Source organism: Streptomyces sp. NBC_00322 (assembly GCF_036147535.1).
Lineage (GTDB): Bacteria > Actinomycetota > Actinomycetes > Streptomycetales > Streptomycetaceae > Streptomyces.
Genome location: NZ_CP108019.1, coordinates 2232774 through 2256483, shown reverse-complemented (window position 1 = coordinate 2256483; position 23710 = coordinate 2232774). Strand labels below are relative to the sequence as shown.

Below are 23710 nucleotides of genomic sequence, written 5' to 3'. Positions count from 1 at the left end.
GGCGCCGGTGATCCCGCTGCCCGTGTGTGCCCGCCGGGTGCCGATCGTGGCGGTGCAACTCCCTGTCGGACGAGAGGAGATGTGACCCGCACGCGGGTATCACGAAGATTCGTGACACACCTGACCGTGCGGGCCACTGTGCCTCGTGGTGTGGCTGGGCCGAGCGGGGGCCAGGCGTCAGGCGAGTTCGGCGGTCAGGGTGATCGTCGTACCGGCGAGCGCCTGGCTCACGGGGCAGTTCTTCTTGGCGTCCTCGGCCAGCTCGAGAAAGCGGTCCTTGTCCAGGCCCGGGACCTCGCCGCGCACGGTGATGTGGCTGCCGGTAATGCCCTCGCCGGGCACGAAGGTGACGTCGGCCTTGGTGTCCAGGCGGGTCGGCGCGTGGCCGGCCTTGGCCAGGATGTTGGAGAACGCCATCGAGTAGCAGCTGGAGTGGGCGGCCGCGATCAGTTCCTCCGGGCTGGTCTTGCCGCCGGGCTGCTCGGTGCGGGCCGGCCACGAGACGGCGAAGGTGCCGTTGCCGGAGGAGTCGAGGGTGACCTCGCCCGAGCCCTTGAGGAGGTCGCCCTCCCAGATGGTGTGGGCGGTACGCGTAGCGGCCATGATGGTTCCCTTCGGTCGGGGTGACGGCCCCAAACCTACTGCTCCACAAGCCCCTTCGCGTCCCTAGCCAGGGCGGTCAGGCGGGAGATCGCCCGGAAGTACTTCTTGCGGTAGCCCCCGTTCAGCATTTCTTCGCTGAACAGCCGGTCGAAGGGCATCCCGGACGCGAGGACCGGAACCTCGCGGTCGTACAGCCGGTCGGCGAGCACCACCAGACGCAGCGCCGTCGACTGGTCGGGAATGGGCTGGACATCGGTGAGACAGACGGCGCGCAGACCGTCGGTGAGCGCCCCGTACCGGCTGGGGTGCACCTTCGCGAGATGTTCCAGCAGCTGCGGGAAGTCGTCGAGGGACGCGCCCTCGGTGGCGTACGCGGCCTTGTTGACCTGTTCCTCGGAGTACGGGGGAGGAGCCTCGGGCAGACCGCGGTGGCGGTAGTCCTCGCCGTCGATCCGCAAGGGGCGGAAGTGCGCCGACAGACCCTGGATCTCGCGCAGGAAGTCGGCGGCGGCGAACCGGCCCTCGCCGAGCTTGCCGGGCAGGGTGTTGGAGGTGGCGGCCAGGGCCACGCCCGCGTCGACCAGCTTTCCGAGAAGCGTCGACACGAGGACGGTGTCGCCCGGGTCATCGAGCTCGAACTCGTCGATGCAGAGCAGCCGGTGCCCGCTCAGGGTGCGCACGGTCTGCTGGAAGCCGAGGGCGCCGACCAGATTCGTCAGCTCCACGAAGGTGCCGAAGGCCTTGAGGGACGCTTCCGCGGGGGTGGCGTGCCACAGGGACGCCAGCAGATGCGTCTTGCCGACGCCGTAACCGCCGTCGAGGTAGACACCGCGCGGGGCGGCGGGGGCCTCGGGCTTCCTGGCGAACCACCTGCGCCTGCCGGAGCCGCTCGCGTGCGCGCCGCCCAGGCCCGCCGCGAAGGAGCTGAGGACCGTGACTGCCTCGTGCTGGCTGGGCTGGTTCGGGTCCGGGACGTACGTGTCGAAGCGCACCGAGTCGAAGCGCGGCGGCGGCACCATCTCGGCGACCAGCCGGTCGGCGGGGACATGCGGCTCGCGGGCGCAGAGGGACAGTGGGGCCGCTTCGGTTATGGCACTTGTCGACACAGTTCTTAACTGTAAGGGCCGTGGAAGACTGCACGGTATGCGACGCCTGCTCCCTGTGACCGACCCGACAGCCACCGAGGACCACGAGTGGTCCCTGGACGAGCTGGCCGACGCCTATGCGTACCCGGACGGCGCGGACGGCCCCTGGCTGCGGGCGAACATGGTCAGCTCGCTGGACGGGGCGGCCCAGCACGAAGGCCGCTCGAAGGCGATCTCCTCCGACACGGACATGCGGATCTTCGGCACGCTGCGGGGGCTCGCCGACGCGGTGGTGGTCGGCGCCGAAACGGTACGGCTTGAGGGTTACCGCCCGGCCCGCGCCCGGGAGGCGTTCGCGGCCCGGCGGGCGGCCGCCGGCCAGGGTTCCGCACCCGCGATCGCCGTGGTCAGCGCCTCGCTCGGCCTCGACTTCTCGCTCCCGCTGTTCGCCGAGCCGGTCGTGCCGACGCTGGTGCTGACGGGGGCCGCGGCGCCCCCGGACCGTATCCGCGAGGCGGAGAAGGCGGGCGCGGAGGTGGTGATCGCCGGGGACGGGCCTGGCGTGGAGCCGGCCAGGGCGGTACGGGCGCTGGCGGAGCGCGGCCTGGCACGGCTGCTGACCGAGGGCGGCCCGCGGCTGCTCGGTCAGTTCGTGGCGGCCGGAGTACTGGACGAGCTGTGTCTGACCCTGTCGCCGACGCTGACGGCGGGGGACGCGCAGCGCATCGCGGGCGGACCGGCGCTGGCCGTTCCGGAGCGGTTCGCCCTGGCGTCGGTGCTGGAGGAGGCAGGGTTCCTTTTCACCCGCTACCGTCGCATCTGACAAGGGGTGGAACTTGCCATTCCGGTTAGCTTCCGCCGGGCACACTTACTCTCGCAGACCCCGTGCGGGCACGGGGAAGGATGGTTTCCGCAGAAGGGCTCCTGACGTGTTCACAAGCGTATTGATGATCGAGAAGCCCCTGACGTCGGAAGACGTGGAATTCGTCACGAGCCTGCACGGGGACGAGCGCGTGTCCTTCATCGTGCTGATGCAGCCCCGCGGTGATCAGGCCGATGTCCTGCTACGGGCGATCGACGATGTCGCACTCGGCGAACTGAAGGAAGCCGTCCGCGAGGGCGACGAACCCGAGGGCAGGGACGCCGAGGCTCCCGCCCGGCTGGCCCTGGAGCACTCGCTGGCGGCCCTGCGGGCGGCGGGCAGCGAAGCCGTGGGTGAGGTCGTCGAGAAGCATCCGCTGGACAAGCTGACGTCCGTGGTGGACCAGTCCGGCGCGGACGAGGTGATCGTGCTGACCGAACCGCACTACGTGGAGGAGTTCTTCCACCGTGACTGGGCCTCCAGGGCCCGCCACAAGGTCGGAGTACCGGTGCTCAAGCTCTTCGCACACAGCGAATAGGCTGGACCCTCGCACGTACTCGTACATCTTGGGGAGACACGCACATGGCACCCGCCATCCCTAGCGCCATGGAACGCCCGCACTTCATCGGCATCGGCGGCGCCGGGATGTCGGGCATCGCCAAGATCCTCGCCCAGCGCGGCGCGAAGGTCGCGGGAAGCGACGCGAAGGAAACGGCGACCGCCCAGTCCCTGCGCGAGCTCGGCGCCACCGTCCACATCGGGCACGCCGCCGAGCACCTGGCCTCCGACGCCAGCTGTGTCGTCGTCTCCAGCGCCATCCGCGCGGACAACCCGGAGCTCGCGCGCGCCGCCGAGCTGTCCGTCCCGGTCGTGCACCGCTCGGACGCGCTTGCCTCGCTGATGACCGGCCTGCGCTCGATCGCCGTCGCGGGCACGCACGGCAAGACGACCACCACCTCCATGCTGGCCGTGGCCCTGACCGAGCTCGGCCTCGCCCCCTCGTACGCGATCGGCGGCGACCTCGCAGGACCGGGGACGAACGCCCGCCACGGCGAGGGCGACATCTTCGTCGCCGAGGCCGACGAGAGCGACCGCAGCTTCCAGAAGTACGACCCCGAGGTCGCGATCGTCCTCAACGTGGAGCTCGACCACCACGCCAACTACGCCTCGATGGACGAGATCTACGACTCCTTCGAGACCTTCGTCGGCAAGGTCGTCCCGGGCGGCACCCTCGTGATCGCCGCGGACCAGCCCGGCGCCGTCGAGCTCACCTCCCGCGTCCGTGACCTGTCGACGCTCAAGGTCGTCACCTACGGCGAGTCCCCGTCCGCCGACGTGCGCGTCCACAAGGTCACCCCGCGCGGCCTCACCAGCGAGGTCACGGTCCTGCTGGACGGCCGCTTCCTGACCTTCACGGTCTCGGTCCCCGGCCGCCACTACGCGCACAACGCCGTGGCCGCGCTCGCCGCCGGAGTCGCGCTCGGCATCCCGGCGCACAACCTCGCGTCGGCGCTCGGCAAGTACACCGGCGTCAAGCGCCGCCTCCAGCTCAAGGGCGAGGCCGCGGGCGTCCAGGTCATCGACTCCTACGCCCACCACCCGACCGAGATGACCGCCGACCTCGAAGCGATGCGCGGCGCCGCCGCGGCCGCACGGCTGCTGGTGGTCTTCCAGCCCCACCTCTTCTCCCGCACCCAGGAGCTGGGCACCGAGATGGGCCAGGCCCTCGCCCTGGCCGACGCGTCCGTGGTCCTGGACATCTACCCCGCCCGCGAGGACCCGATCCCGGGCATCACCAGCGCCTTGATCATCGACGCGGCCCGGGCGGCGGGCGCGGACGTCACCCCGGTCCACGACAAGGCGAGCGTCCCCGACGTCGTCGCGGGAATGGCGAAGCCCGGTGATCTGGTTCTCACGATGGGCGCGGGCGACGTCACGGACCTCGGTCCCGACATCCTCGCCCGCCTGACCGGTCCGTAGAACCTGAGGGAGCCGAGTTACATGTCGTACGACGTCGAAAAGCCGGACGAGCAGTGGCGCGCGGAGCTGTCCCCCGCCGAGTACAAGGTCCTGCGCCAGGCCGGCACCGAGCCCGCCTTCGTCGGTGAGTACACCGACACCAAGACGGAGGGCGTCTACTCCTGTCGGGCGTGCGGCGCCGAACTCTTCCGCTCCGACACGAAGTTCGAGTCGCACTGCGGCTGGCCGTCCTTCTTCGACCCGAAGGACACCGACGCCGTCGAGCTGATCGAGGACCGCTCGCACGGGATGCACCGCACGGAGGTCCGGTGCGCGCGGTGCGGCTCGCACCTTGGCCACGTGTTCGAGGGGGAGGGGTACGCGACCCCGACCGATCAGCGGTACTGCATCAACAGCATTTCGCTGCGGCTGACGCCTGACGAGGGCTGACGGCGCGGGGCTGTCGGCGTCCACGCCTTCGGCCCCGCCCGACGTGCGCCTGCGAATTTCCTGTGCTAACACTGGGTAACAGAGCGTGGTTGTCACAGACCGGAAGTTCTCAGACCGTAAGCACAGACCGGACGTACCGTGCGCCATAAGCGTGTGTTGATCCCGGCACTCGCCCTGCTTCTTGTGATGCTGCCCGCGGCCACCGCGGCGGCGCAGGGTGAGGAGGAGGTACCGCATGGCCCGGGCTTCGGTGCCCGTGCCCTGCAGGCACTCCTCGACGGGATTCAGTTCGGCGTCATCATCGCGATCTGCGCGGTGGGCCTCTCCCTGATCTTCGGGACCATCCACCTGATCAACTTCGCGCACGGCGAGCTCGTGACGATCGGCGCCACGTTCGCGTTCTTCCTGAATGTCTCGCCGGCCGGTCCCGGCTGGCATCTGATCCCCGCCGCGATCGTCTCCGTGGCCTTCGGCGCCCTGCTGGGCCTGGGCATCGACCGCGGCCTCTGGCGGCCGTTGCGGGCCCGCGGCACGGGTCTGATCAACATGTTCATCGTCACGATCGGCCTTTCGCTGCTGCTGCGGCACATCGTGCTCGTGCTGTACGGAACCCGGCCCGGCTCCTTCGCCCAGTACGACATCCAGAAGGCGTACGACCTCGGCCCGGTGGGCATCACTCCACGGGATCTCACCGTCACCCTGCTCTCGGTGGCGACCCTGCTCGGTGTCGCCGCCATGCTCCAGAAGACCCGGATCGGCACAGCCATCCGTGCCGTCTCCGAAAACCGCGACCTCGCCGAGGCTTCCGGCATCGATGTGCAGCGGGTCGTCTCGGTGGTCTGGATGCTCGGCGGTGCGCTCGCCGCGCTTGGCGGGGTGTTCTTCGGACTGGTCGAGATCGTCACCTGGGACATGGGCTTCAAGCTGCTCCTGCTGATGTTCGCCGGAGTCATCCTCGGCGGTCTCGGCTCCGCTTACGGCGCGATGGTGGGCAGCCTCGTGATCGGCATCGTCGCCCAGATGTCCACGCTGTGGTTCCCGGTCGACCTGCAATACGCGTGGGCGCTGCTCACGCTCATCATCGTTCTGCTCGTCCGGCCGCAGGGCATCCTCGGCCACCGCGAACGCATCGGTTGAGGGGTGGTGTGACATGGAGTTCGACACGATCCTCTCCGACGCCATCCGGTCCGGCATCGGCCCCATCGCCGCCATCTACGTGATCGCCGCCATGGGCCTGAACCTCCACTTCGGCTACACCGGGCTGCTGAACTTCGGCCAGGTCGGCTTCATGCTCGTCGGCGGTTACGGGCTCGCGATCACCGTCGCGACCTGGGGCGGCTCGATGTGGCTCGGCGTCCTGGTCGGACTTGCCTCATCGATCGTGCTGGCCCTGCTGCTCGGCCTGCCCACTCTGCGGCTGCGCGCCGACTATCTCGCGATCACCACGATTGCCGCGGGGGAGACGCTACGGCTGTTCTACCGTTCCAGCTGGGCCGAGCCGACCACCGGCGGTGTGTTCGGGCTGCAGCGGTTCGCCAATGACTTCTACGACCTGAACCCCATCCCACGGGGCACATACGGCTTCTGGACGGTCAAGTTCAGCGCCCGGGACCTGTGGGTGATGATCATCGCCTGGGCCCTTGTGGTGATCGTCGGGGTGCTGCTCGCCCTGCTGATCCACAGCCCGTGGGGCCGTGTCATCCGGTCCATCCGCGACGACGAGACCGCCGGACGCAGCCTCGGCAAGAACGTGTACGCGTACAAGATGACGAGCCTTGTGCTGGGCGGTGTGCTCGGCGGGGTCGCCGGAATGCTGCAGGCCATCCAGGTGCAGTCGGTGAGCGCCGACAGCTTCGATCCGGCCGTCACCTTCTTCCTCTACACCCTGCTCGTGCTGGGCGGCGCCGGGACGATGCTCGGCCCCGTCGTCGGCTCGATCCTCTTCTGGTTCGTGCTCTCCTTCATCGACAGCGCACTGCGGCAGGCCATCGACGCCGACTACATCTCGTCCGCCGTGATCAGCACGTCGGAGATCGGCGCCGTCCGCTTCGCCCTGGTCGGACTCGCCCTGATCCTGCTCATGGCGTTCAGACCGCAGGGGATCCTCGGCAGCCGGAAGGAGATGCTGCTCAGTGGCCGCTGATACGCACCCCTCGTCCGCGCCCGAGCCCGGGCCCCGGTCCGGGGCGGGGCTCGAGCCTGTGCCCGGCGTGCGCAAGCCCGACCCGCTGCTCGTCCTGGACGGTGTGACCCGCACCTTCGGCGGCCTCGTCGCCGTACAGGTGGATCACCTGGAGGTGCAGCGCGGGACCATCACGGCCCTCATCGGGCCCAACGGCGCCGGCAAGACGACGCTGTTCAACCTGGTGAGCGGGTTCGACCGGGCCGACGGCGGCGAGTGGTCGTTCGAGGGGCAGCCGCTCAGCGGACGCCCGCCGCACCGGATCGCCCAGCGCGGACTGGTCCGTACCTTCCAGCTCACCCGGACCCCCGCCCGGCTCACCGTGCTGGAGAACATGCTGCTCGCGGCGACCGGGCAGCGCGGCGAGCGGGCGTTGCCGGCGCTGCTGCGGCCGCTGTGGCGCGGACAGGAACGGGAGATCGTGGTCCGGGCCGACGAGCTGCTCAACCGCTTCCGGCTCACCAAGCTGCGTGACGAGTACGCGGGCACCCTCTCCGGCGGCCAGCGCAAACTGCTCGAACTGGCCCGCGCGCTGATGGTCCGCCCCGTCATGATCCTGCTGGACGAGCCGATGGCCGGGGTGAACCCCGCACTGACCCAGTCCCTGCTCGGTCACATCACCGCGCTGCGCGACGAGGGGCTGACCGTGTGCTTCGTCGAGCACGACATGGACGTGGTGATGGGCATCAGCGACTGGGTGGCCGTCATGGCGGGCGGAAAACTCGTGGCCGAGGGACCGCCGTACACGATCGGCCGGAACCGCGCCGTCGTGGACGCCTACCTCGGCAAGCGGCACGACGAACCCGAAGCGACCGGCGAGGAGACGTGAGCCCATGCCTGAATACGGAAACGGGCCCGTGGACGAGCCCGTGCTGGTGGCCGACGAGATCGTCGCCGGATATGTGCCGGGCGTCGATGTACTGCGCGGCTGCAGCGTCGAGGTGCGGACCGGCGAGCTGGTCGGAGTGATCGGCCCCAACGGTGCCGGAAAGTCGACACTGATCAAGGCGGTCTTCGGCCTGCTGCGCGTGCGCGGTGGAACCGTGCGCCTGCACGACGACAACGTCACCAACCGCCCCGCGCACGAGCTGGTCCGCCGGGGCGTGGGGTATGTGCCGCAACTGCAGAACGTCTTCCCGGCGCTGACCGTCGAGGAGAACCTGCGGATGGGCATCTATCTGCGGCCCAAGGCATTCATACGCCGGACCGCGGCGGTGGAGGAGATCTTCCCGCTGCTGGGCACCCGCCGGAAGCAGAAGGCCGGATCGATGTCCGGCGGTGAGCGGCAGATGCTCGCCATGGCCCGGGCACTGATGATGGAGCCGAAGGTTCTGCTGCTGGATGAGCCGTCGGCGGGACTGTCCCCGATCTTCCAGGACCAGGTGTTCGAGCGGGTGAAGGAGATCAACGGCGCGGGCGTCGCCGTGCTCATGGTCGAGCAGAACGCCCGCAGGTGCTTGCAGATCTGCGACCGTGGCTACGTCCTCGACCAGGGCCGCAACGCCCACACCGGCACCGGTATGGGCCTGCTGCACGACCCGAAGGTGATCGAGTTGTACCTCGGCACCCTCGCCCGCGTCCGCTGAACCCGCGTCCGCTGAACTCCGGTTTCCTCCCTCACTGCTGGCCCTTGCTCACCTGTGTGCTGACGGTCTGCAGCTGGCCCTTCGCGTTGTACGTGTACACCTCGATCGTCGCCTGACCGGGCTCACCGGCGTCGGTGAAGTCGAGCGGACCGCTCACGCCGTCGTAGTCGATGTCCTTGCCGTCGGCGATCAGCTTCTTGCAGGCGGCGAACGTGGTGCACTTCTCGCCGTCCTTGGTGACTCCGACGATCTCCTTCGCAAACTTCCCGGGGTCGTCGGACTTGGCCTGCTCGGCGGCGAGCGCGATCGTCGTCACGCAGTCGAAGACCTGCGGTGCGAACTGCAGCTCCTTCAGACTCGGGGCGAACTTCTTCAGCTGCGCCACGAACTGCGGGTTGGACGCCGATGCCGGAGCCGTCCCCTTCATCCCGGCAAGCGCGGCGGGATTGGCCGGAGAGACGAGCTTGGGCAGTTCCGCGCTCCGCAGCCCGTCGGCTCCGTACACACCGATCTGCTGGGGCCCGATTCCTGCCTCGATCATGGCCTGGAGGATCTGCGTGCCCTCCTCGAAGCCGATCACCACTGCGGCATCCGGCTTCGAGTCCTTGGCCTTCTGGACGATCTGGTCGTAGTTGGTGGCCTTCGTGTCGTACGTCTCGGCGAGCGTCACGGTGGCGCCGCCGTCCTCCAGCGCCTTCTTGGTGGACTCCATCAGCCCCTTTCCGTAGTCGTCGGCACGCGCCATCAGGGCCACCCGCTTGTGGCCGTCGCCCTGGATGGTCTTCGCCAGGATCGGCCCCTGGAGCGCGTCACTCGGCGCGGTACGGAAGTAGAAGCCGCCGTCGTCGTAGTCGGTGAAGGTAGGCGCTGTGTTGGAACCCGAGCACTGGACGACACCGTCACCGGTCACCCGGTCGATGAACGCCAGCGACATTCCGGAAGCCGCGGCACCGATGATCGCATCGACACCCGCGTTCAGCACGCGGTCCGCCGACTGTGCCGCCACAGCCTCCTGGCCTGCCTCGTCGCCCCCGACCACGGCCGGTATCGGCTTGCCCAGCACTCCACCGCCGGCGTTGATACCAGAGATCGCGAACTTCATCGCCTCGATCTGTGGCGGGCCCAGGAAGGCCAGCTGCCCGGTCTCCGGGAGGACATAGCCGAGCTTGAGCTGACCATCGCCGTCCGACGATTCAGCGCTGCCACTCGTGCCGCATGCCGCCAGCAGCAGCACGGCCGCGCTGGTGAAGATCGTGGACCGCCGTATCGACGTTCTCATGTCCGCCTCCTATCAGTGGAGGCCGGCGGCAGGTCGACAGGTTGCCTTCCGCCTGCCTTCTGTAAAAAGAGTAGAACGATCAGACGCTGTTGGGGCAGTCGAGGCGGGACGTGACGTCGAGAAGGATGAATCGTCAACGTTCGCGTCCGGGCGTGGGCGCCGCCGGTCGCTCACGCCGGGCGGCTCAACTGCTGCTGCGCTCCTGCGAGTTGCCCGGCCGTACGCGCCGTCGCACGCGCGGTCGTGCGGCCGAAGGTTACCTGGGCTGCAGCAGGTCCCAGCGGTTGCCGTAGAGGTCCTCGAAGACCGCGACCGATCCGTACGGCTCGTGCCGCGGCTCCTCCAGGAACCGGACGCCCGCCGCGGTCATCCTGGCGTGGTCGGCCGCGAAGTCCGCGGTGTGCAGGAAGAAGCCGACCCGGCCGCCGGTCTGGGTGCCCACGCTCGCGCGCTGGGCCTCGTCGCCGGCGCGGGCAAGCAGCAGCGCGGTGCCGTGGCCCGAGCCGCGTGGCCGGACCACGACCCAGCGGCTGCCGTCCCCGCGGTCGGTGTCCTCGGCCACTTCGAAGCCGAGCGCGTCGGTGTAGAAGGCGATGGCCTCGTCGTAGTCACGGACGACGAGGGTGACCAGGGCGATGTACGACATGAGCCATAGGTTATACGTATGACGGTGACGGGTTCAACGCAATGGAAGAATGCCCGCCATGCACGCGCCGCCCCCGCCCCCGCAGTACCCACCGCACGTCCTGTACCGCGCCCGCGCCCTCGCAGCCTCCGGCCGCCGCGTCGTCCTGGGCATCGCCGGAGCCCCGGGTGCCGGCAAGTCGACCCTCGCCGCCCACATCGTCGACGCCCTCGGCGGCCTCGCCGTCCTCGTCCCCATGGACGGCTTCCACTTCGCGCAGGCCGAGCTCGAACGCCTCGGCCGGGCCCGCCGCAAGGGTGCGCCCGACACCTTCGACGCCGCCGGGTACGCCGCCCTGCTCGCGCGGCTGCGCGCACCCGTCCCGGCCATCACGGTCTACGCCCCCGCCTTCGACCGCGCCCTGGAGGAGCCGGTGGCCGGAAGCATCGCGGTCGGGCCCGACGTCCCCCTTGTCGTCACCGAGGGCAACTACCTGCTCCATGACGAGGGCCCCTGGGCCGAGGTCCGCCCCCTCCTCGACGAGGTCTGGTACCTGGAGCTCGACGACGCCGTCCGCGTCAGCCGGCTCGTAGACCGGCATGTGCGGTTCGGCAAGCAGCGGGCGTTCGCCGAACGCTGGGTCCACGACTCCGACGAGCCCAACGCCCGGCTGGTCGCCCGCGGCCGCAACCGCGCCGACTTCGTGGTCACGCAGTCGCCGTAGCCGCCGCGGCGCGCGCCGCCAGCGCGCGTGGGCGACATCGGAGGACGGGGCCCTCGCCGTGCCGCTCACCGAGCCCCGGCTCGTCCACCGGACCGGGTTGTTGCACACGGGCGTGCTGCGGGGCTCCGCCGAGGGGTTGGCCGAGCGCGTGCGGAGCAGTCTCTAGTGGTGCAGGTCGCGGTCTGTACGCTCGGGGTTCTGGCATGCCGACGGAAGGCGGGTTGACGTGGGGCTGTTCCGGCGAGGGCCGAAGCGCGACGGACGCGATGCACCCCGGGACCCCGAGTTCTCCTTCTTCTCGGCCGAGGAAGGCACCCACTTCCGCGCCCAGGTGCGCGAAGCCTTCGCCGAACAGCGCCTGGAGGTGACCGTCTACGCGGACGTCGTGTCCGACAGTTCGGGCCGCCAGTTCGGGCTCGCCAATCTCGCCGCCGTACTCCACAACGACGAGCGCGGTCCCCGCGCCTGGCCCGAAGTGGTCCGCCAGCACGTCGGGATGGTCCTGCGCACCATGGACGCACCCTCGGCGCTGGACACCCTGCCGACCGAGCAGATTCGCGCGCAGCTCTACCCCCGCGTCGTCGGCCGCGACGGCTTCAACCCAGAGAACTTCGGCTACGCCCGCCCCCTCGCCCCCGGCCTGTACGAGATCATCGCGCTCGACCTCCCCGAGAGCGTCATGATGCTCACCGACGAGGCCCTGGAACCCCTCGGCGACCTCCAGTACCTGCGGGACCAGGCGCTGTACAACCTCCGGGGACTGCCCGTCGAAGGCCACGAGACCGTCGAGGACGCCGACGGCATGCGCTTCGAGGTGGTCCTCGGCGACTCCTTCTACACCGCGAGCCGGGTCCTGGCGCTGGACAGCGTCGTACGGCAGGTCACCGGGGAGCAGCTGTCCGCCGACGGCGCGCTGGTCGCCATGCCCTTCCGGCACCAGCTGGCCTTCCACGCCATCCACGACACCGGCATGATCCCCGCGCTCAACGCCATGGCCTCCTTCGCGGCCTCCGGCTACGCCGACACCCCCGGCGCCATCAGCCCCTACGTCTACTGGTGGCGCGACGGCACGCTCACCCAGCTCAGCGACCGTGACGAGGACGGCGAGGGCCTGCGGATCGTGGTCGGCGAGGAATTCCAGGAGCTGCTGGAACGGCTGGTGGCCAAGGGCGAGGAATGAGCTCGCGGGCCCCATGTCCGGCGGGCAGGATGGCCCCATGCCGACCACACCCGCGCCCTTCACCGCTGACGACTACCGGGCCAGGATGGCCCGCGCCGCCGAGTCCGCCGCCCTCGCCGGGCTCGCGGGGCTCCTCGTCGCCCCCGGCCCCGACCTGGTCCACCTCACCGGCTACCGGCCCGCGGAAACCGAACGGCTCACCCTCCTCGTCCTCGCGGCCGGCCAGGACCCCGTCCTCGTCGTCCCGACCCTGGAGGCCCCGGACGCCGCAGAGGCCCCGGGCGCGTCCGCGCTCACCCTGCGGGACTGGACCGACGGCAAGGACCCCTACGCCGTCACGGCGCCGCTCCTCGACGTGGCTGGGCGGTTCGGCGTCAGCGACAACGCCTGGGCGATGCATCTGCTCGGCCTGCAGAACGCGCTGCCGGAGACCTCGTACGTATCGCTGACCGAGGCGCTGCCCATGCTGCGGGCGGTGAAGGACGCGCACGAGCTGGAACGGCTGGCGGCCGCGGGCGCGGCGGCGGACGCGACGTACCAGGAGATCCTGAAGGTCCGCTTCTCGGGGCGCAGGGAACTGGACGTCGCGGCCGACCTCGCCGCGCTGCTCAAGCATTTCGGCCACTCCCAGGTGGACTTCACGGTCGTCGGCTCCGGCCCGAACGGCGCGAATCCCCACCACGAGGCGGGGATGCGGACCATCGAGCAGGGCGACATGGTCGTCCTCGACTTCGGCGGCCTCAAGCACGGCTACGGCTCGGACACCTCCCGCACGGTCCACGTCGGCGAGCCGTCCCCCGCCGAGCAGCACATCCACGACGTGGTGCAGGAGGCCCAGCGGGCCGGGGTCGACGCGGTGAAGCCGGGCGTGGCCTGCCAGGAGATCGACCGGGCGGCACGCGAGATCATCGAGGAGGCGGGGTACGGGGACCTGTTCATCCACCGCACGGGCCACGGGATCGGCGTCACGACGCACGAGCCGCCGTACATGATCGAGGGGGAGGGGCGGGAGCTGGTGCCGGGGATGTGCTTCTCGGTGGAGCCGGGGATTTATCTGCCGGGGCGGTTCGGGGTGCGGATCGAGGACATCGTGACGGTCACCGGGGACGGTGGGCGCCGGCTCAATGTGACGTCGCGCGAGATGGCGATCGTGGAGTAGGGGGCGGGTGCGCCTGTGGCGGGCTTGTTCCCCACCGCGCCCTCCCGAACTGGGGCTCCGCCCCAGACCCCGCTCCTCAAACTCCCCCAGACTTCGTCCGGGGGGACCCCCAAGGGGCTGAATTTCAGCCCGTCCGGCGTTTGAGGACATGCGGCCGAAGGTCGCATACGGGGGTCCAGGGGGCGGAGCCCCGAGTTCGCGCCGCGAAGCGGGCGCAGGGGCCTGGGGGCTTGCCCACAGTTACGGGATGGGGGTACCTCCCACGGCCGCCAGGCCGTAGGGGGAGGGCGGGGAGGGGAAACCTCAGCCCTCCGCCAGGACCACGCACGACTCCGGCGGGAGACGCAACACCCCGTCCGCCCCCGGCGGTTCGCCCCGGTCCCAGGACGCCAGCACCCGCCCCCCGGCCCCCAGCGGAATACCCGCCGCCTCCTTCGCGAGGTTGATCGCCACCAGCGTGTCACCCCGGCGGTAGGCCAGCCAGCGGGCCGATTCGTCGTACGCCACGTTCACCGCCTCCAGGTCCGGATCGGTCAGGTCGGGCTGGGTGCGGCGCAGGGCGATGAGTTCGCGGTGCCAGGCCAGCAGACGGGCGTGCGGCTCGCGGGAGCGTTCGGTGCGGTCCAGGCAGGAGCGGGCCCGGGTCGCGGGGTCCTGCGGGTCGGGGATCTGGTCCGCCGCCCAGCCGTGCGTCGCGAACTCCCGCCGCCGGCCGTTGCGTACCGCCTCGGCGAGTTCCGGGTCGGTGTGGTCGGTGAAGAACTGCCAGGGCGTACGGGCGCCCCACTCCTCGCCCATGAACAGCAACGGGACGAAGGGCCCGGTCAGCACCAGCGCGGCCGCGCAGGCCAGCAGCCCGGGGGAGAGGGTGGCGGAGAGCCGGTCGCCCTGTGCCCGGTTGCCGATCTGGTCGTGGGTCTGGGCGTAGCCGAGGAAGCGGTGCGCGGGGGTGATGGTCACATCGAGCGGGCGGCCGTGCGTACGCCCGCGGAAGCTCGAATACGTTCCGTCGTGGAAGAAGGCGTGCGTGAGGGTCTTGGCGACGGCCGCGAGCGGTGCTGCCGCGAAGTCGGCGTAGTAGCCCTGGGATTCGCCGGTCAGCGTGGTGTGCAGGGCGTGGTGGTGGTCGTCGTTCCACTGCGCGTGCAGGCCCAGACCGCCGGCCTCGCGCGGTGTCGTCGTGCGCGGGTCGCCGAGGTCCGACTCGGCGATCAGGAACAGGGGCCGTCCGAGGTCGCCGGCCAGTGCGTCGACGGCCGCGGACAGCTCCTCCAGGAAGGTGAGCGCGCGGGTGTCGGCGAGGGCGTGCACCGCGTCGAGGCGCAGCCCGTCGAGGCGGTGGTCGCGCAGCCAGGCCAGCGCGCTGCCCAGCAGATACGCGCGCACTTCGTCGGAGCCCGGGGCGTCGAGGTTGACGGCGGCGCCCCAGGGCGTGTGGTGGGTGTCGGTGAAGTACGGGCCGAAGGCGGGCAGGTGGTTCCCGGACGGGCCGAGGTGGTTGTGGACCACGTCCAGGACCACCCCGAGGCCATGACCGTGCGCCGTGTCGACAAAGCGTTTGAGCGCCGCGGGCCCGCCGTACGGCTCGTGGACCGCCCACAGCGACACGCCCTCGTACCCCCAGCCGTGCACCCCGGGGAAGGGGCACAGCGGCATCAGCTCGACATGGGTGATCCCCAACTCGGCCAGTTCGCCGAGGTGTTCGGCCGCCGCGTCGAGCGTGCCCTCGCGGGTGTACGTGCCGATGTGGAGCTCGTACAGCACCGCACCGCCGAGCCCCCGCCCCACCCACGCGTGCCGCCACTCGTAGGCGTCCTGGTCGACGATCGCGCTCGTCCCGTCGGGTCCCTCCGGCTGGCGGCGCGAGCGCGGATCGGGCAGCACGTGCCCGCCGTCCAGCGCGAAGCCGTACCGCGCGCCGTCGCCCGCGTCCGCCTCCGTGATCCACCAGCCCGGTCGCCCTTCGGCGCGCTCCATGGGGCGCTCGGCGCCCTCCAGCCACAGCGAGACCCGGTCCTCGGCCTGCGGTGCCCACACCTCGAACAGCACTGGCGTCCCCTCAATCGTCGATGCCCGTCGTCGATGCCGATCCCATCCTGGCAAGATCGGGGTCTAGAAGCGGTGTCCTTGGGGCCATTAAGGTCACGGCCATGTCGACGCCGCTGCCGCCGCTGCCCGCCTTCCCGCCCGGCTTCCTCTGGGGCGCGTCCGCCTCCGCCTTCCAGACCGAGGGAGCCGCCGACACCGACGGCAAGGGGCCGTCCGGCTGGGACGCCTTCGCCGCCCAGGGCCGTATCAAGGACGGAGCCGACGCCTCGCGCGCCACCGGCTTCCACGCCCGCTACCGCGAGGACGTCGCCCTGCTCGCCGGGCTCGGCGCGGACGCCTTCCGCTTCTCCGTCAGCTGGCCGCGTGTCGTCCCCGGCGGCAGCGGCCCGGTCAACACCGCGGGGCTCGACTTCTACGACCGGCTCGTCGACGAGCTGTGCGCCCATGGCATCACGCCCGCGCCCACCCTCTACCACTGGGACACCCCGCTGCCGCTGGACGAGGCGGGCGGCTGGCTGAACCGGGACACGGCGGCGCGTTTCGCCGAGTACGCCTCGGCCGTCGCCGAGCGGCTCGCCGACCGCGTACCGATGTGGATCACCATCAACGAACCGGCCGAGGTCACCCTGCTGGGCTACGCACTGGGCGAGCACGCGCCCGGCAAGCAGCTGCTCTTCGACGCGCTGCCCGCCGCCCACCATCAGCTGCTCGCCCACGGCCTCGCCGTCCAGGCCCTGCGCGCGGCGGGCGCCGCGAACATCGGGATCGCCGTCTCCCACTCACCCGTGCGGGCCGCCGGGACGAGCGAGGAGGACCGGTTCGGCGCCGAGCTGTACGACACGATCACCAACTGGATGTTCGCCGACCCGATTCTCACCGGCCGCTACCCGGACGAGAACTTCGCCGCCCTGATGCCGGGACCGGTCGCCGACGACCTGGACGTCATCTCCGCCCCGCTCGACTGGTACGGCGTGAACTACTACCAGCCGATGCTCGTCGGCGCGCCGTCGAACGACGCACTCGGCGACTTCGCCGGCGTCGGCCTGCCCGCCGAACTGCCTTTCGGGGTGCGGGAGATCGAGAGCGAACAGCGCACCGACTTCGGCTGGGCGGTCGTGCCCGACGGGCTGCGAGAGCAGCTCGTCCTGCTGAAGAACCGGTTCGGCGACCGGCTGCCGCCGGTGTACATAACCGAGAACGGCTGCTCGTACGACGGGCTCGACGACGGCCGCCGAATCGACTTCCTCGACGGCCATCTGCGCTCGCTGCACCAGGCGATCGACGCGGGTGTCGACGTACGCGGCTACTTCACCTGGTCGCTCACCGACAACATCGAGTGGGTCGAGGGCGCGGCACAGCGCTTCGGCCTCGTCCACATCGACTACGAGACCCTGGAGCGCACGCCGAAGGCCTCGTACGCCTGGTACCGGGACGCCATCGCCGCCCAGAAGTCGGGCCACTGAACCTCACGGCACTGAACCTCATGGCTCTGAACCTCACGGCACCGAGCGGATCTTCCACACCAGCACGCCACCGAGGGCCGTCACCACGGCGGCGGTCAGATACAGCCCTGCGTACCCGCCCGCGTACGTCACGAGAGGTGCGGCCAGCGCCGGGCCGAGAACCTGTGGGGCCGAGTTGGCGATATTGATGACACCCAGATCCTTGGCACGGTCGCCGGCCTGCGGCAGCACCTGGGTGATCAGCGCCTGGTCGACCGCGATGTACATCCCGAAGCCGAGCCCCAGCAGCGCGGCCGCGCCCATCGCCATCGGCCACGTGTGCCAGAACGTCAGCAGCAGCGAGGCCACCGCCATCACCGCCGAACTGGCCGCCACCAGCGCCTTGCGCCGCCCCAGCCGGTCCGAGACCACCCCACCGGCCACCGCAGTCACCACCACGCCCGCCGTGTACAGCAGCGTCAGGATCAGCACACCCTCGTCCGGATCCGGGTAGTGCACCGCGTCCTTGAGGAAATACAGCAGAAAGAGCGTGCCCAGCGCATTGCCGAGCATGACCAGGAAGCGGGTGAGCCAGGCCCAGCCGAAGTCCGGATACGCCCGCGGACTCACCCAGAAGTCCTTCAGCCGCACCGGCTCCCGTGCGGACACCGGTACGTGAGGGTCCGGCATGAACAGGACGAACGGCAGCGCGCAGAGCACCGTCAGCACGGCCAGCAGCAGATAGCCCGTCGCGATCCCCGTCACCACCATGGTCACCAGAAGCGCGCCGACCACCAGACCCAGCGTCATCGGTATCCCGAGGAATCCGGAGACCGCGGCCCGCTGACGCACCGGCACCTGGTCGGGCACGACGGCGTTCGTCCCGGCGAGCATGGTGTTCAGGCCGAGCTGGGCCAGACACCAGCCGAGCGCGACCCCGACGACGGTCGTCTGCGCGGCGGTGACGGTCAGTCCCACGGCGCCCAGTACCGCCCCGCCGAGGATCCATGGCCGGCGGCGGCCGAAGCGCCCCCTTGTACGGTCCGAGAGCGCGCCCGCCAGCGGATTGGCCACGACGGCGACCAGCGCCCCGACACCCGTCGCCCAGCCCAGCGCGGCCTCCTTGCCCGACGGGGACAGCTCGTCCATCTGCTCGGCGAGCAGCACCTGTATCGGCGTGAGAAAGGCCATGAACAGGCCCAGGTTGGCCAGCACAAGAGCCGATATCCAGCCGCCGCCGACCCGGACCCGTGGCTCGGAGTGCAGCTCTTGCGTCGTCATGGGCGGCTCGCCATCAGCTCGGGGGTGTCCGGAGCTTACGGACACCCCCGAGCCCGATCAATGCTGGGAGTTGGGCAGGAAGTGGATGCGCTCCTGCACGACGGGATGTCCGGCCTTCGCGAAGTTCGCCGCCATGGGGAAGTTGCCCTGATCGGTGGCGCCCGCGATGAACTCAGCGCCCCGCTCGGCCAGGAAGTGCGTGCACTCCACCAGCAGGTCGTACGCGTAGCCGTGGCCGCGCTGCTCCGGCACGACCCCGATGAAGCCGACGCACGGTCCCGACGGGTTGTGCGCCGGGATGTGCACACCGACCAGCTCACCCTGCGGCGTGTAGGCCAGCTGCCACCACTCGCGCGGCGACGGGCACCAGTGGAAGAAGTCCAGTTCCTCCTGTGCCGCCCGGTCCACGCCCGATGCGGCGGTGGCGCGCAGTGCGTGCGCGTCGAGCGTCACGGAGTGGACGAGGCGCAGTACGTCGAGAAAGACGGCGTCGTCGGGTTCCGTCCGGAACTCCAGCCGCCCCGGCCGCTCCGGCAGCGCGCACTCGGGCGTCCAGCGGTACTGGTAGCGCTCCACCAGGACCTTCATCCCGGCCGCCTCCGCGGCCCGGATCCTGGCCTCACCGGCCGCCAGGGTCGCCGGGTCCTCGCGCCAGCCGGCGGGCAGGATCAGTTCGAACTCGACCTGGAACGGAGAGGTGCGCAGCAGGTCGGCGCCCGCTTCCTCCTCGCCCTCGGCGAAGTCGAACCAGTTGATGTTGACGGGGGTTTCGTCATCGGGGCCGCCCCACCAGGCGGCTCGCGCGACGACCTTGCCGTCGCGCAGTGCGACCCGCTTCCAGTCCGGCCGGTGCGTGGCCCGGGCCAGTGCGCGGCCCACACCGAGAGGGTCGGGCAGGGTGTCGAAGAGATGCGCGTCGCTCTCGCTGAGCGCGCGAATGACCAGATCGGTCATGAGAGTTGTCCTCCGGGAAGAGTTGTGCGGTGTGCGCTCCCGGTCAGACTGCGAACGCGCGGTGGACGGGGCGGGAGCGCGGGAATCGAGTGGTCTGCACTGCTCTCGCCTCCTTCCGTCGGTCCGTGGCGTCGCGATCACGCTAGAGGGCCTCGCGGGGATCCGTCCAGCGCTTTTGTTTCGGCGGCCTTTGTTTCAACTGCGCTCCAGAAACGCGGCCGAAGCGGCGGAGGAAGTGCTTCCGTGCAGGTCAGCAGCTGCTCGGGCGCGGATGGGAAGGACGGTTCTTCTGGACACTTGTAGCCCTTCGGCCCGACAATCTCGTATGTGACGTCGTCCTTCGAGTTCCACACGTATCCCGCTCGGCCCTCCGATGCCGAGCGCGACCGTGTCCTCGGTGTGCTCAGAGAGGGCGCGGCCCAGGGCAAGCTGTCGCACGACACCTTCATCCGGCGTATGGAACTCGCCCTGGCCGCCCGTCGGCCCGACGAACTGCGGGCGCTCACCGCCGACCTCAACACCGAGAGCCGCTGGTCGCGGCGGCTGTACAGCGCGGTCGGCCGCGTCTCCGCCTTCTCCGTACGGCTGCGCAGGGCCTGGCAGGCCGAGAAGCTGCCGCCGCTGCTGCTGCCCGAACCGGGGCCGTACCCCCTGCGGATCGGCCGTGACCCGGGCAACGGCCTGCGGCTGAGCCATGACACGGTCTCGCGCCTGCACGCCGAGTTGAGCCGGCAGGGCAGCCTGTGGATCCTGCGTGACCTCGGCTCGACCAACGGCACCACCGTGAACGGACGGCGGGTGACCGGCTCGGTCGTCGTGCACGACGGGGACATGGTGGGCTTCGGCCGGATGAGTTTCCGCCTCACCGCGCGCTGACGTCTTCGTCACCCGTACGGGCGCACGCGGACTGCGCGCAGGACGACACGGTGGTCGCCTGATACAGACGCGCGCGAGCAGGCGCGGCTGCGACAGGGGAACGAGACGACATGAACAACGCGGTACCGCGCGGCACGGCGCGAAGCCCTGCGCCTGCGGGAGGCGGTCCGGTGGGTGCCGCGACGTCCGAGGCGGGGCCCCGGAGCGACCACGTACCCCTCCTCCTCATCCACGCGAGCGAGCAGGACCCGTACCACCACTACCGGCTCCTGCGCGACGCGTATCCCCTCGTCCACGACCACTCCATCGGTGCCTGGCTGCTGAGCCGCCACGCCGATGTCGCCGCCGCGCTCACCGACCCCCGGTTCACCCACGGCCACCGGCCCGGTGACCCGCCGTGCGAGGCCCACCGCGGAAGCCTGCCGCAGGCCGTGCGGGATGTCGTCGAGCGGACCGCGTACGTCCTGGCCCGGCGCATCGCGCGGCGGCAACAGGCCGACCTTGTCGAGGAGTTCTGCCGCTGGCTGCCCACCGGCACCGTCGGCGTGCGGGGCCGGGGCGCGCGCGGGCTCGTCGTCGCGGGGGTATGTGTCGCACAGCTGTCCCTGCGTGAGAGGGCCCTCGCCTCCTTCCTCGCCAACGTCCTGGACCACCCCGACCAGCTCGCCACCCTGCGCGAGCATCCCGAGCTCATCGGGCGCGCCTGGGCCGAGTCGCTGCGGCGCGATCCGCCCGTCCTCGTCGTGCTGCGCCGGGCCTCCGCCGAGGTCGTGGTGAGCGGCGGCACGATTCCGGCGGGCGCGGACGTCGCCTGTCTCATCGGGGCCGCCGGGCGCGACCCCGAGCGGTTCCGGGACCCGGACCGGTTCGATGTGCTGCGGCAGGACCCCGGTCAACTGACCTTCGGGCCCGGCGACTGCCCCGCCGTACAGCTCGCGGCCCTGGAGGCGCAGTACGGACTGCGCGCGCTGCTCGACGCCATGCCGGGCCTCCGCCGTGCGGACGGACTGCGGCCTGCCGCGACCGGGCTGCTCACCCGTGCCCCGGGGACTCTTCTCGTGCGGCCCTGCGGCTGAGCAGCGCCACCGGACGCTCGGCGAACAGCTTCGCCAGCGGCACGGACCCGCCCGTGAACTCCCGTTCCGGAGCGAGCAGATCCTCCCAGCGCCCCTGCGGAAGAGTGAGCTCCGTCTCCGCCCAGCCACCCGCCTCCGCCAGGCGCAGCGAAAGACGGGTGACGGCCGTGACCACCTCGCCGGTGCGGCAGAAGGCCACACAGTGCTCCGCCGCGGGTCCGATCGCGCTCAGCGGTGCGTACGTCCCCGACTCGCCGAAGACCTCGGGCTTCTCCCGCCGCAGCCGCAGCGCCGCCTTCGTCACCGCCGTCTTCTCGTCCGCCGGGCCCGCACGGAACGGCTGACGGTTGTCCGGGTCCACCAGCGCCAGATACTCGTGCTCCGTGCCCTGATACAGGTCCGGCACCCCCGGCATCGTGAGCTGGAGCAGCGCCGCGCCGAGCGCGTTGGCCCGGACATAGGGATCCAGCCCCCTGGCGAAGAGCGCGACCGAGTACATCGGCGGCCCGGCCGGACCGGCGTCGACGAAGGCGGCGACAGCCTGCTCGTACGCCGGGTCCTGCTCCGTCCAGCTCGTGTGCAGCGCGGCCTCCCGTACGGCCTTCAGCAGCGCGGTCTGCAGCCTCTCCTCGTACGGGAACCCGAAGCCGACCGCCGTCTGCCAGGCCACCCACGCCAGATGGGGATCGGGCGCCCGTCCGCCCTCCAGACGGCCCGCCTGCTCGGTGATCCGCGCGAGGAACTCCGCCCATGTGGCGGGGCACTCGGACAGCACGGCGATCCTGGCCCGTACATCCGCGCTGCGCTTGGTGTCGTGCGTGGTCAGGACAGTCCCGGTGGCCGGCCAGTCGCGCGCGAGCCGTTCGCAGTAGGCGTGGAACCGCTCCGGGCTCACCGCCGGGCTCCCCGGGTCCCCGCCCACCTCGTTCGCCGAGATCAGCGGCACATAGCGATAGAAAGCCGTGTCCTCGACGGATTTGGCGCGCAGCGCGGACGAGGTCTGTGCGAAGCGGGCACGGAACGCGTCATGGTCGGACCCCTCGCCGAGCCGGCCGAGCGCGAGGTCACGCACGACGTCGACGGCCCCGGCCTCCTCGGCCACAGGGAAGGCGGCCTTCGCCCCCTCAGCCGCCTCCTCGGTCAGCACATCCTCGCCGCCGATGCGGTACGGGCGGTAGACGGGCACGCGCACCAGCAGCTCGCGCAGTGCCGCCCGCAGCGCCCACGGGGCGTGGTCGCGCAGCGCGGGCTCCGCCGCGCACACTCGCCCGGCCAGACTGGTCAGCGCCGCGGTCTCGGCGGCCAGCTCGTGCGTGACCACCTTGTACGCGGCGCGGCGCACGGTGGCCTCCCAGTGGCCGCCGCGGTCACCGGCGGGAGCGGCGAACTCCCGGTACTGGCCCACCAGTTCGGCCTCTCCCGCCGGATCGGTGAACAGGCCGTCGATTCGCCGCAGCGCGTCGTACCCCGTCGTCCCCGCCACCGGCCAGTCGGCCGGCAGCCGCTCGTCACCGGTGAGGATCTTCTCGACGACCGTCCAGCACGCCCGGCCCGCCGCCTCGTCCAGCCGCCGCAGATAGGCCTCGGGATCGGCGAGCCCGTCCGGGTGGTCGATCCGCAGACCGTCGACGACCCCGTCCCGTACCAGCTCGAGGATCTTGGCGTGGGTGGCGTCGAAGACCTCCGGGTCCTCCACCCGCACCCCGATCAGCTCCGAAATGGTGAAGAAGCGCCGGTAGTTGAGCTCGGTACGGGCCAGCCGCCACCAGCCGAGCCGGTACCACTGCGCGTCGAGCAGCTCGGGCAGCGGCAGCTTCGCGGTGGACTCGCGCAGCGGGAAGCGCTGCTCCCCGTAATGCAGGACGCCGCCCTTGACACGCATCGCACCCAGCTCCTCCCCGATCCGGCCCGCGAGCACCGGCAGCAGCACCTTCCCGCCGCCCGCCTCCCAGTCGATGTCGAACCAGGGGGCGTACGGCGACAGGGGGCCCTCGCGCAGCACCTCCCACAGGGCGCGGTTGTGTCCCGGCACGGCGGCCATATGGTTCGGCACGATGTCCAGGACGAGCCCGAGCCCGTGCGCCCGTGCCGTACGCGACAGCTCGCGCAGCCCCGCCTCGCCGCCGAGCTCCTGGCGCACCCGTGTGGGGTCGACGACGTCATAGCCGTGCGTGGACCCGGGCACCGCCTCCAGCACGGGCGACAGATGCAGATGCGAGACGCCGAGCTCGGCGAGATAGGGCACGGCTCGGGCGGCCGCCGAGAACGGGAACTCCGGCTGGAGCTGAAGCCGGTAGGTGGCGATGGGCGTCATGCGAACATACGTACCCACGAGGGC

22 protein-coding genes are annotated in these 23710 nt (G+C 70.8%); 14 read left to right on the top strand and 8 right to left on the bottom strand.

The window, feature by feature from the left end; translation table 11 throughout:
- Positions 1 to 177: 177 nt before the first annotated feature.
- Complete coding sequence (locus OG905_RS10220; RefSeq protein ID WP_142213114.1) at positions 178 to 603, bottom strand: OsmC family protein; 426 nt, start codon at positions 601 to 603, stop codon at positions 178 to 180.
- 35 nt (positions 604 to 638) lie between these two features.
- The gene (zapE, locus tag OG905_RS10215) at positions 639 to 1709 is read right to left on the bottom strand and encodes a cell division protein ZapE (protein ID WP_443043920.1); all 1071 of its coding nucleotides are present in this window, start codon (positions 1707 to 1709) and stop codon (positions 639 to 641) included.
- Between the two features lie 37 nt (positions 1710 to 1746).
- On the opposite strand from zapE, the gene OG905_RS10210 reads away from it, so the two are divergent.
- The 8 genes from OG905_RS10210 to OG905_RS10175 all read left to right on the top strand — a co-directional run bounded on the left by OG905_RS10210 (position 1747) and on the right by OG905_RS10175 (position 8727).
- Positions 1747 to 2511, top strand: coding sequence for a pyrimidine reductase family protein (locus tag OG905_RS10210; RefSeq protein WP_328667415.1), 765 nt, complete (start codon positions 1747 to 1749; stop codon positions 2509 to 2511).
- A gap of 106 nt (positions 2512 to 2617) precedes the next feature.
- Entirely contained in the window at positions 2618 to 3088 is a 471-nt protein-coding gene (locus OG905_RS10205) for an indole-3-glycerol phosphate synthase (protein ID WP_328667414.1), read from the top strand.
- 44 nt (positions 3089 to 3132) lie between these two features.
- A complete protein-coding gene (murC, locus tag OG905_RS10200; protein WP_328667413.1) occupies positions 3133 to 4530 on the top strand; it encodes a UDP-N-acetylmuramate--L-alanine ligase in 1398 nt (465 codons plus the stop codon).
- A 21-nt stretch (positions 4531 to 4551) separates the two neighbouring features.
- Positions 4552 to 4959, top strand: a complete 408-nt coding sequence (gene msrB, locus OG905_RS10195; RefSeq protein ID WP_328667412.1) for a peptide-methionine (R)-S-oxide reductase MsrB — start codon at positions 4552 to 4554, stop codon at positions 4957 to 4959.
- A gap of 153 nt (positions 4960 to 5112) precedes the next feature.
- Entirely contained in the window at positions 5113 to 6096 is a 984-nt protein-coding gene (locus tag OG905_RS10190) for a branched-chain amino acid ABC transporter permease (protein WP_328667411.1), read from the top strand.
- Positions 6097 to 6109: 13 nt separating this feature from the next.
- Entirely contained in the window at positions 6110 to 7102 is a 993-nt protein-coding gene (locus OG905_RS10185; RefSeq protein WP_328667410.1) for a branched-chain amino acid ABC transporter permease, read from the top strand.
- On the top strand, positions 7092 to 7970 hold the full coding sequence (locus tag OG905_RS10180) for an ABC transporter ATP-binding protein (protein ID WP_328667409.1): 879 nt from the start codon (positions 7092 to 7094) through the stop codon (positions 7968 to 7970). The genes OG905_RS10185 and OG905_RS10180 overlap by 11 nt, the downstream gene beginning before the upstream one ends.
- Positions 7971 to 7974: 4 nt before the next feature.
- A complete protein-coding gene (locus tag OG905_RS10175) occupies positions 7975 to 8727 on the top strand; it encodes an ABC transporter ATP-binding protein (RefSeq protein ID WP_328667408.1) in 753 nt (250 codons plus the stop codon).
- 31 nt (positions 8728 to 8758) lie between these two features.
- On the opposite strand, the gene OG905_RS10170 is transcribed toward OG905_RS10175, so the two are convergent.
- Together OG905_RS10170 and OG905_RS10165 are read right to left on the bottom strand one after the other, a co-directional pair.
- Positions 8759 to 10006 carry an ABC transporter substrate-binding protein gene (locus tag OG905_RS10170; protein WP_328667407.1) on the bottom strand — a complete coding sequence of 416 codons (1248 nt, stop codon included), beginning with the start codon at positions 10004 to 10006 and terminating at the stop codon, positions 8759 to 8761.
- Between the two features lie 256 nt (positions 10007 to 10262).
- Positions 10263 to 10652, bottom strand: a complete 390-nt coding sequence (locus OG905_RS10165; RefSeq protein WP_328667406.1) for a VOC family protein — start codon at positions 10650 to 10652, stop codon at positions 10263 to 10265.
- 58 nt (positions 10653 to 10710) lie between these two features.
- On the opposite strand from OG905_RS10165, the gene OG905_RS10160 reads away from it, so the two are divergent.
- The 3 genes from OG905_RS10160 (at position 10711) to OG905_RS10150 (ending at position 13694) form a co-directional block, all read left to right on the top strand.
- The gene (locus OG905_RS10160; protein WP_328667405.1) at positions 10711 to 11355 is read left to right on the top strand and encodes a nucleoside/nucleotide kinase family protein; all 645 of its coding nucleotides are present in this window, start codon (positions 10711 to 10713) and stop codon (positions 11353 to 11355) included.
- A 226-nt stretch (positions 11356 to 11581) separates the two neighbouring features.
- A complete protein-coding gene (locus tag OG905_RS10155) occupies positions 11582 to 12535 on the top strand; it encodes a hypothetical protein (RefSeq protein ID WP_328667404.1) in 954 nt (317 codons plus the stop codon).
- 37 nt (positions 12536 to 12572) lie between these two features.
- Positions 12573 to 13694 carry an aminopeptidase P family protein gene (locus OG905_RS10150; protein ID WP_328667403.1) on the top strand — a complete coding sequence of 374 codons (1122 nt, stop codon included), beginning with the start codon at positions 12573 to 12575 and terminating at the stop codon, positions 13692 to 13694.
- Positions 13695 to 13997: 303 nt separating this feature from the next.
- Here the strand turns inward: OG905_RS10150 and treZ are convergent, their stop codons facing one another.
- Positions 13998 to 15743 (bottom strand): malto-oligosyltrehalose trehalohydrolase, encoded by a 1746-nt coding sequence (gene treZ / locus OG905_RS10145; protein ID WP_328667402.1) that lies wholly within the window; start codon positions 15741 to 15743, stop codon positions 13998 to 14000.
- A gap of 101 nt (positions 15744 to 15844) precedes the next feature.
- Between treZ and OG905_RS10140 the strand changes: the two genes are divergently transcribed.
- The gene (locus OG905_RS10140; protein WP_328667401.1) at positions 15845 to 17206 is read left to right on the top strand and encodes a GH1 family beta-glucosidase; all 1362 of its coding nucleotides are present in this window, start codon (positions 15845 to 15847) and stop codon (positions 17204 to 17206) included.
- A 33-nt stretch (positions 17207 to 17239) separates the two neighbouring features.
- Here OG905_RS10140 and OG905_RS10135 read toward each other — a convergent pair whose 3' ends face one another.
- Together OG905_RS10135 and OG905_RS10130 are read right to left on the bottom strand one after the other, a co-directional pair.
- A complete protein-coding gene (locus OG905_RS10135) occupies positions 17240 to 18466 on the bottom strand; it encodes an MFS transporter (protein ID WP_328667400.1) in 1227 nt (408 codons plus the stop codon).
- Positions 18467 to 18523: 57 nt separating this feature from the next.
- Positions 18524 to 19420: a GNAT family N-acetyltransferase gene (locus OG905_RS10130; RefSeq protein WP_328667399.1), complete on the bottom strand. Its 897-nt coding sequence runs from the start codon at positions 19418 to 19420 to the stop codon at positions 18524 to 18526.
- A gap of 327 nt (positions 19421 to 19747) precedes the next feature.
- On the opposite strand from OG905_RS10130, the gene OG905_RS10125 reads away from it, so the two are divergent.
- Together OG905_RS10125 and OG905_RS10120 are read left to right on the top strand one after the other, a co-directional pair.
- A complete protein-coding gene (locus OG905_RS10125; RefSeq protein ID WP_324984453.1) occupies positions 19748 to 20296 on the top strand; it encodes a DUF1707 and FHA domain-containing protein in 549 nt (182 codons plus the stop codon).
- 110 nt (positions 20297 to 20406) lie between these two features.
- On the top strand, positions 20407 to 21372 hold the full coding sequence (locus OG905_RS10120) for a cytochrome P450 (protein WP_328667398.1): 966 nt from the start codon (positions 20407 to 20409) through the stop codon (positions 21370 to 21372).
- Here OG905_RS10120 and treY read toward each other — a convergent pair.
- Complete coding sequence (gene treY / locus OG905_RS10115) at positions 21329 to 23686, bottom strand: malto-oligosyltrehalose synthase (protein ID WP_328667397.1); 2358 nt, start codon at positions 23684 to 23686, stop codon at positions 21329 to 21331. The genes OG905_RS10120 and treY overlap by 44 nt on opposite strands.
- Between the last annotated feature and the right edge of the window lie 24 nt (positions 23687 to 23710).

Bases quoted from the DNA above. Each gene is read 5' to 3' on its own strand.
- OG905_RS10220 (WP_142213114.1), bottom strand. From the start codon at position 603: ATGGCCGCTACGCGTACCGCCCACACCATCTGGGAGGGCGACCTCCTC.
- OG905_RS10210 (WP_328667415.1), top strand. From the start codon at position 1,747: ATGCGACGCCTGCTCCCTGTGACCGACCCGACAGCCACCGAGGACCAC.
- murC (WP_328667413.1), top strand. From the start codon at position 3,133: ATGGCACCCGCCATCCCTAGCGCCATGGAACGCCCGCACTTCATCGGC.
- msrB (WP_328667412.1), top strand. From the start codon at position 4,552: ATGTCGTACGACGTCGAAAAGCCGGACGAGCAGTGGCGCGCGGAGCTG.
- OG905_RS10185 (WP_328667410.1), top strand. From the start codon at position 6,110: ATGGAGTTCGACACGATCCTCTCCGACGCCATCCGGTCCGGCATCGGC.
- OG905_RS10175 (WP_328667408.1), top strand. From the start codon at position 7,975: ATGCCTGAATACGGAAACGGGCCCGTGGACGAGCCCGTGCTGGTGGCC.
- OG905_RS10170 (WP_328667407.1), bottom strand. From the start codon at position 10,006: ATGAGAACGTCGATACGGCGGTCCACGATCTTCACCAGCGCGGCCGTG.
- OG905_RS10165 (WP_328667406.1), bottom strand. From the start codon at position 10,652: ATGTCGTACATCGCCCTGGTCACCCTCGTCGTCCGTGACTACGACGAG.
- OG905_RS10160 (WP_328667405.1), top strand. From the start codon at position 10,711: ATGCACGCGCCGCCCCCGCCCCCGCAGTACCCACCGCACGTCCTGTAC.
- OG905_RS10150 (WP_328667403.1), top strand. From the start codon at position 12,573: ATGCCGACCACACCCGCGCCCTTCACCGCTGACGACTACCGGGCCAGG.
- OG905_RS10140 (WP_328667401.1), top strand. From the start codon at position 15,845: ATGTCGACGCCGCTGCCGCCGCTGCCCGCCTTCCCGCCCGGCTTCCTC.
- OG905_RS10135 (WP_328667400.1), bottom strand. From the start codon at position 18,466: ATGACGACGCAAGAGCTGCACTCCGAGCCACGGGTCCGGGTCGGCGGC.
- OG905_RS10130 (WP_328667399.1), bottom strand. From the start codon at position 19,420: ATGACCGATCTGGTCATTCGCGCGCTCAGCGAGAGCGACGCGCATCTC.
- OG905_RS10120 (WP_328667398.1), top strand. From the start codon at position 20,407: ATGAACAACGCGGTACCGCGCGGCACGGCGCGAAGCCCTGCGCCTGCG.
- treY (WP_328667397.1), bottom strand. From the start codon at position 23,686: ATGACGCCCATCGCCACCTACCGGCTTCAGCTCCAGCCGGAGTTCCCG.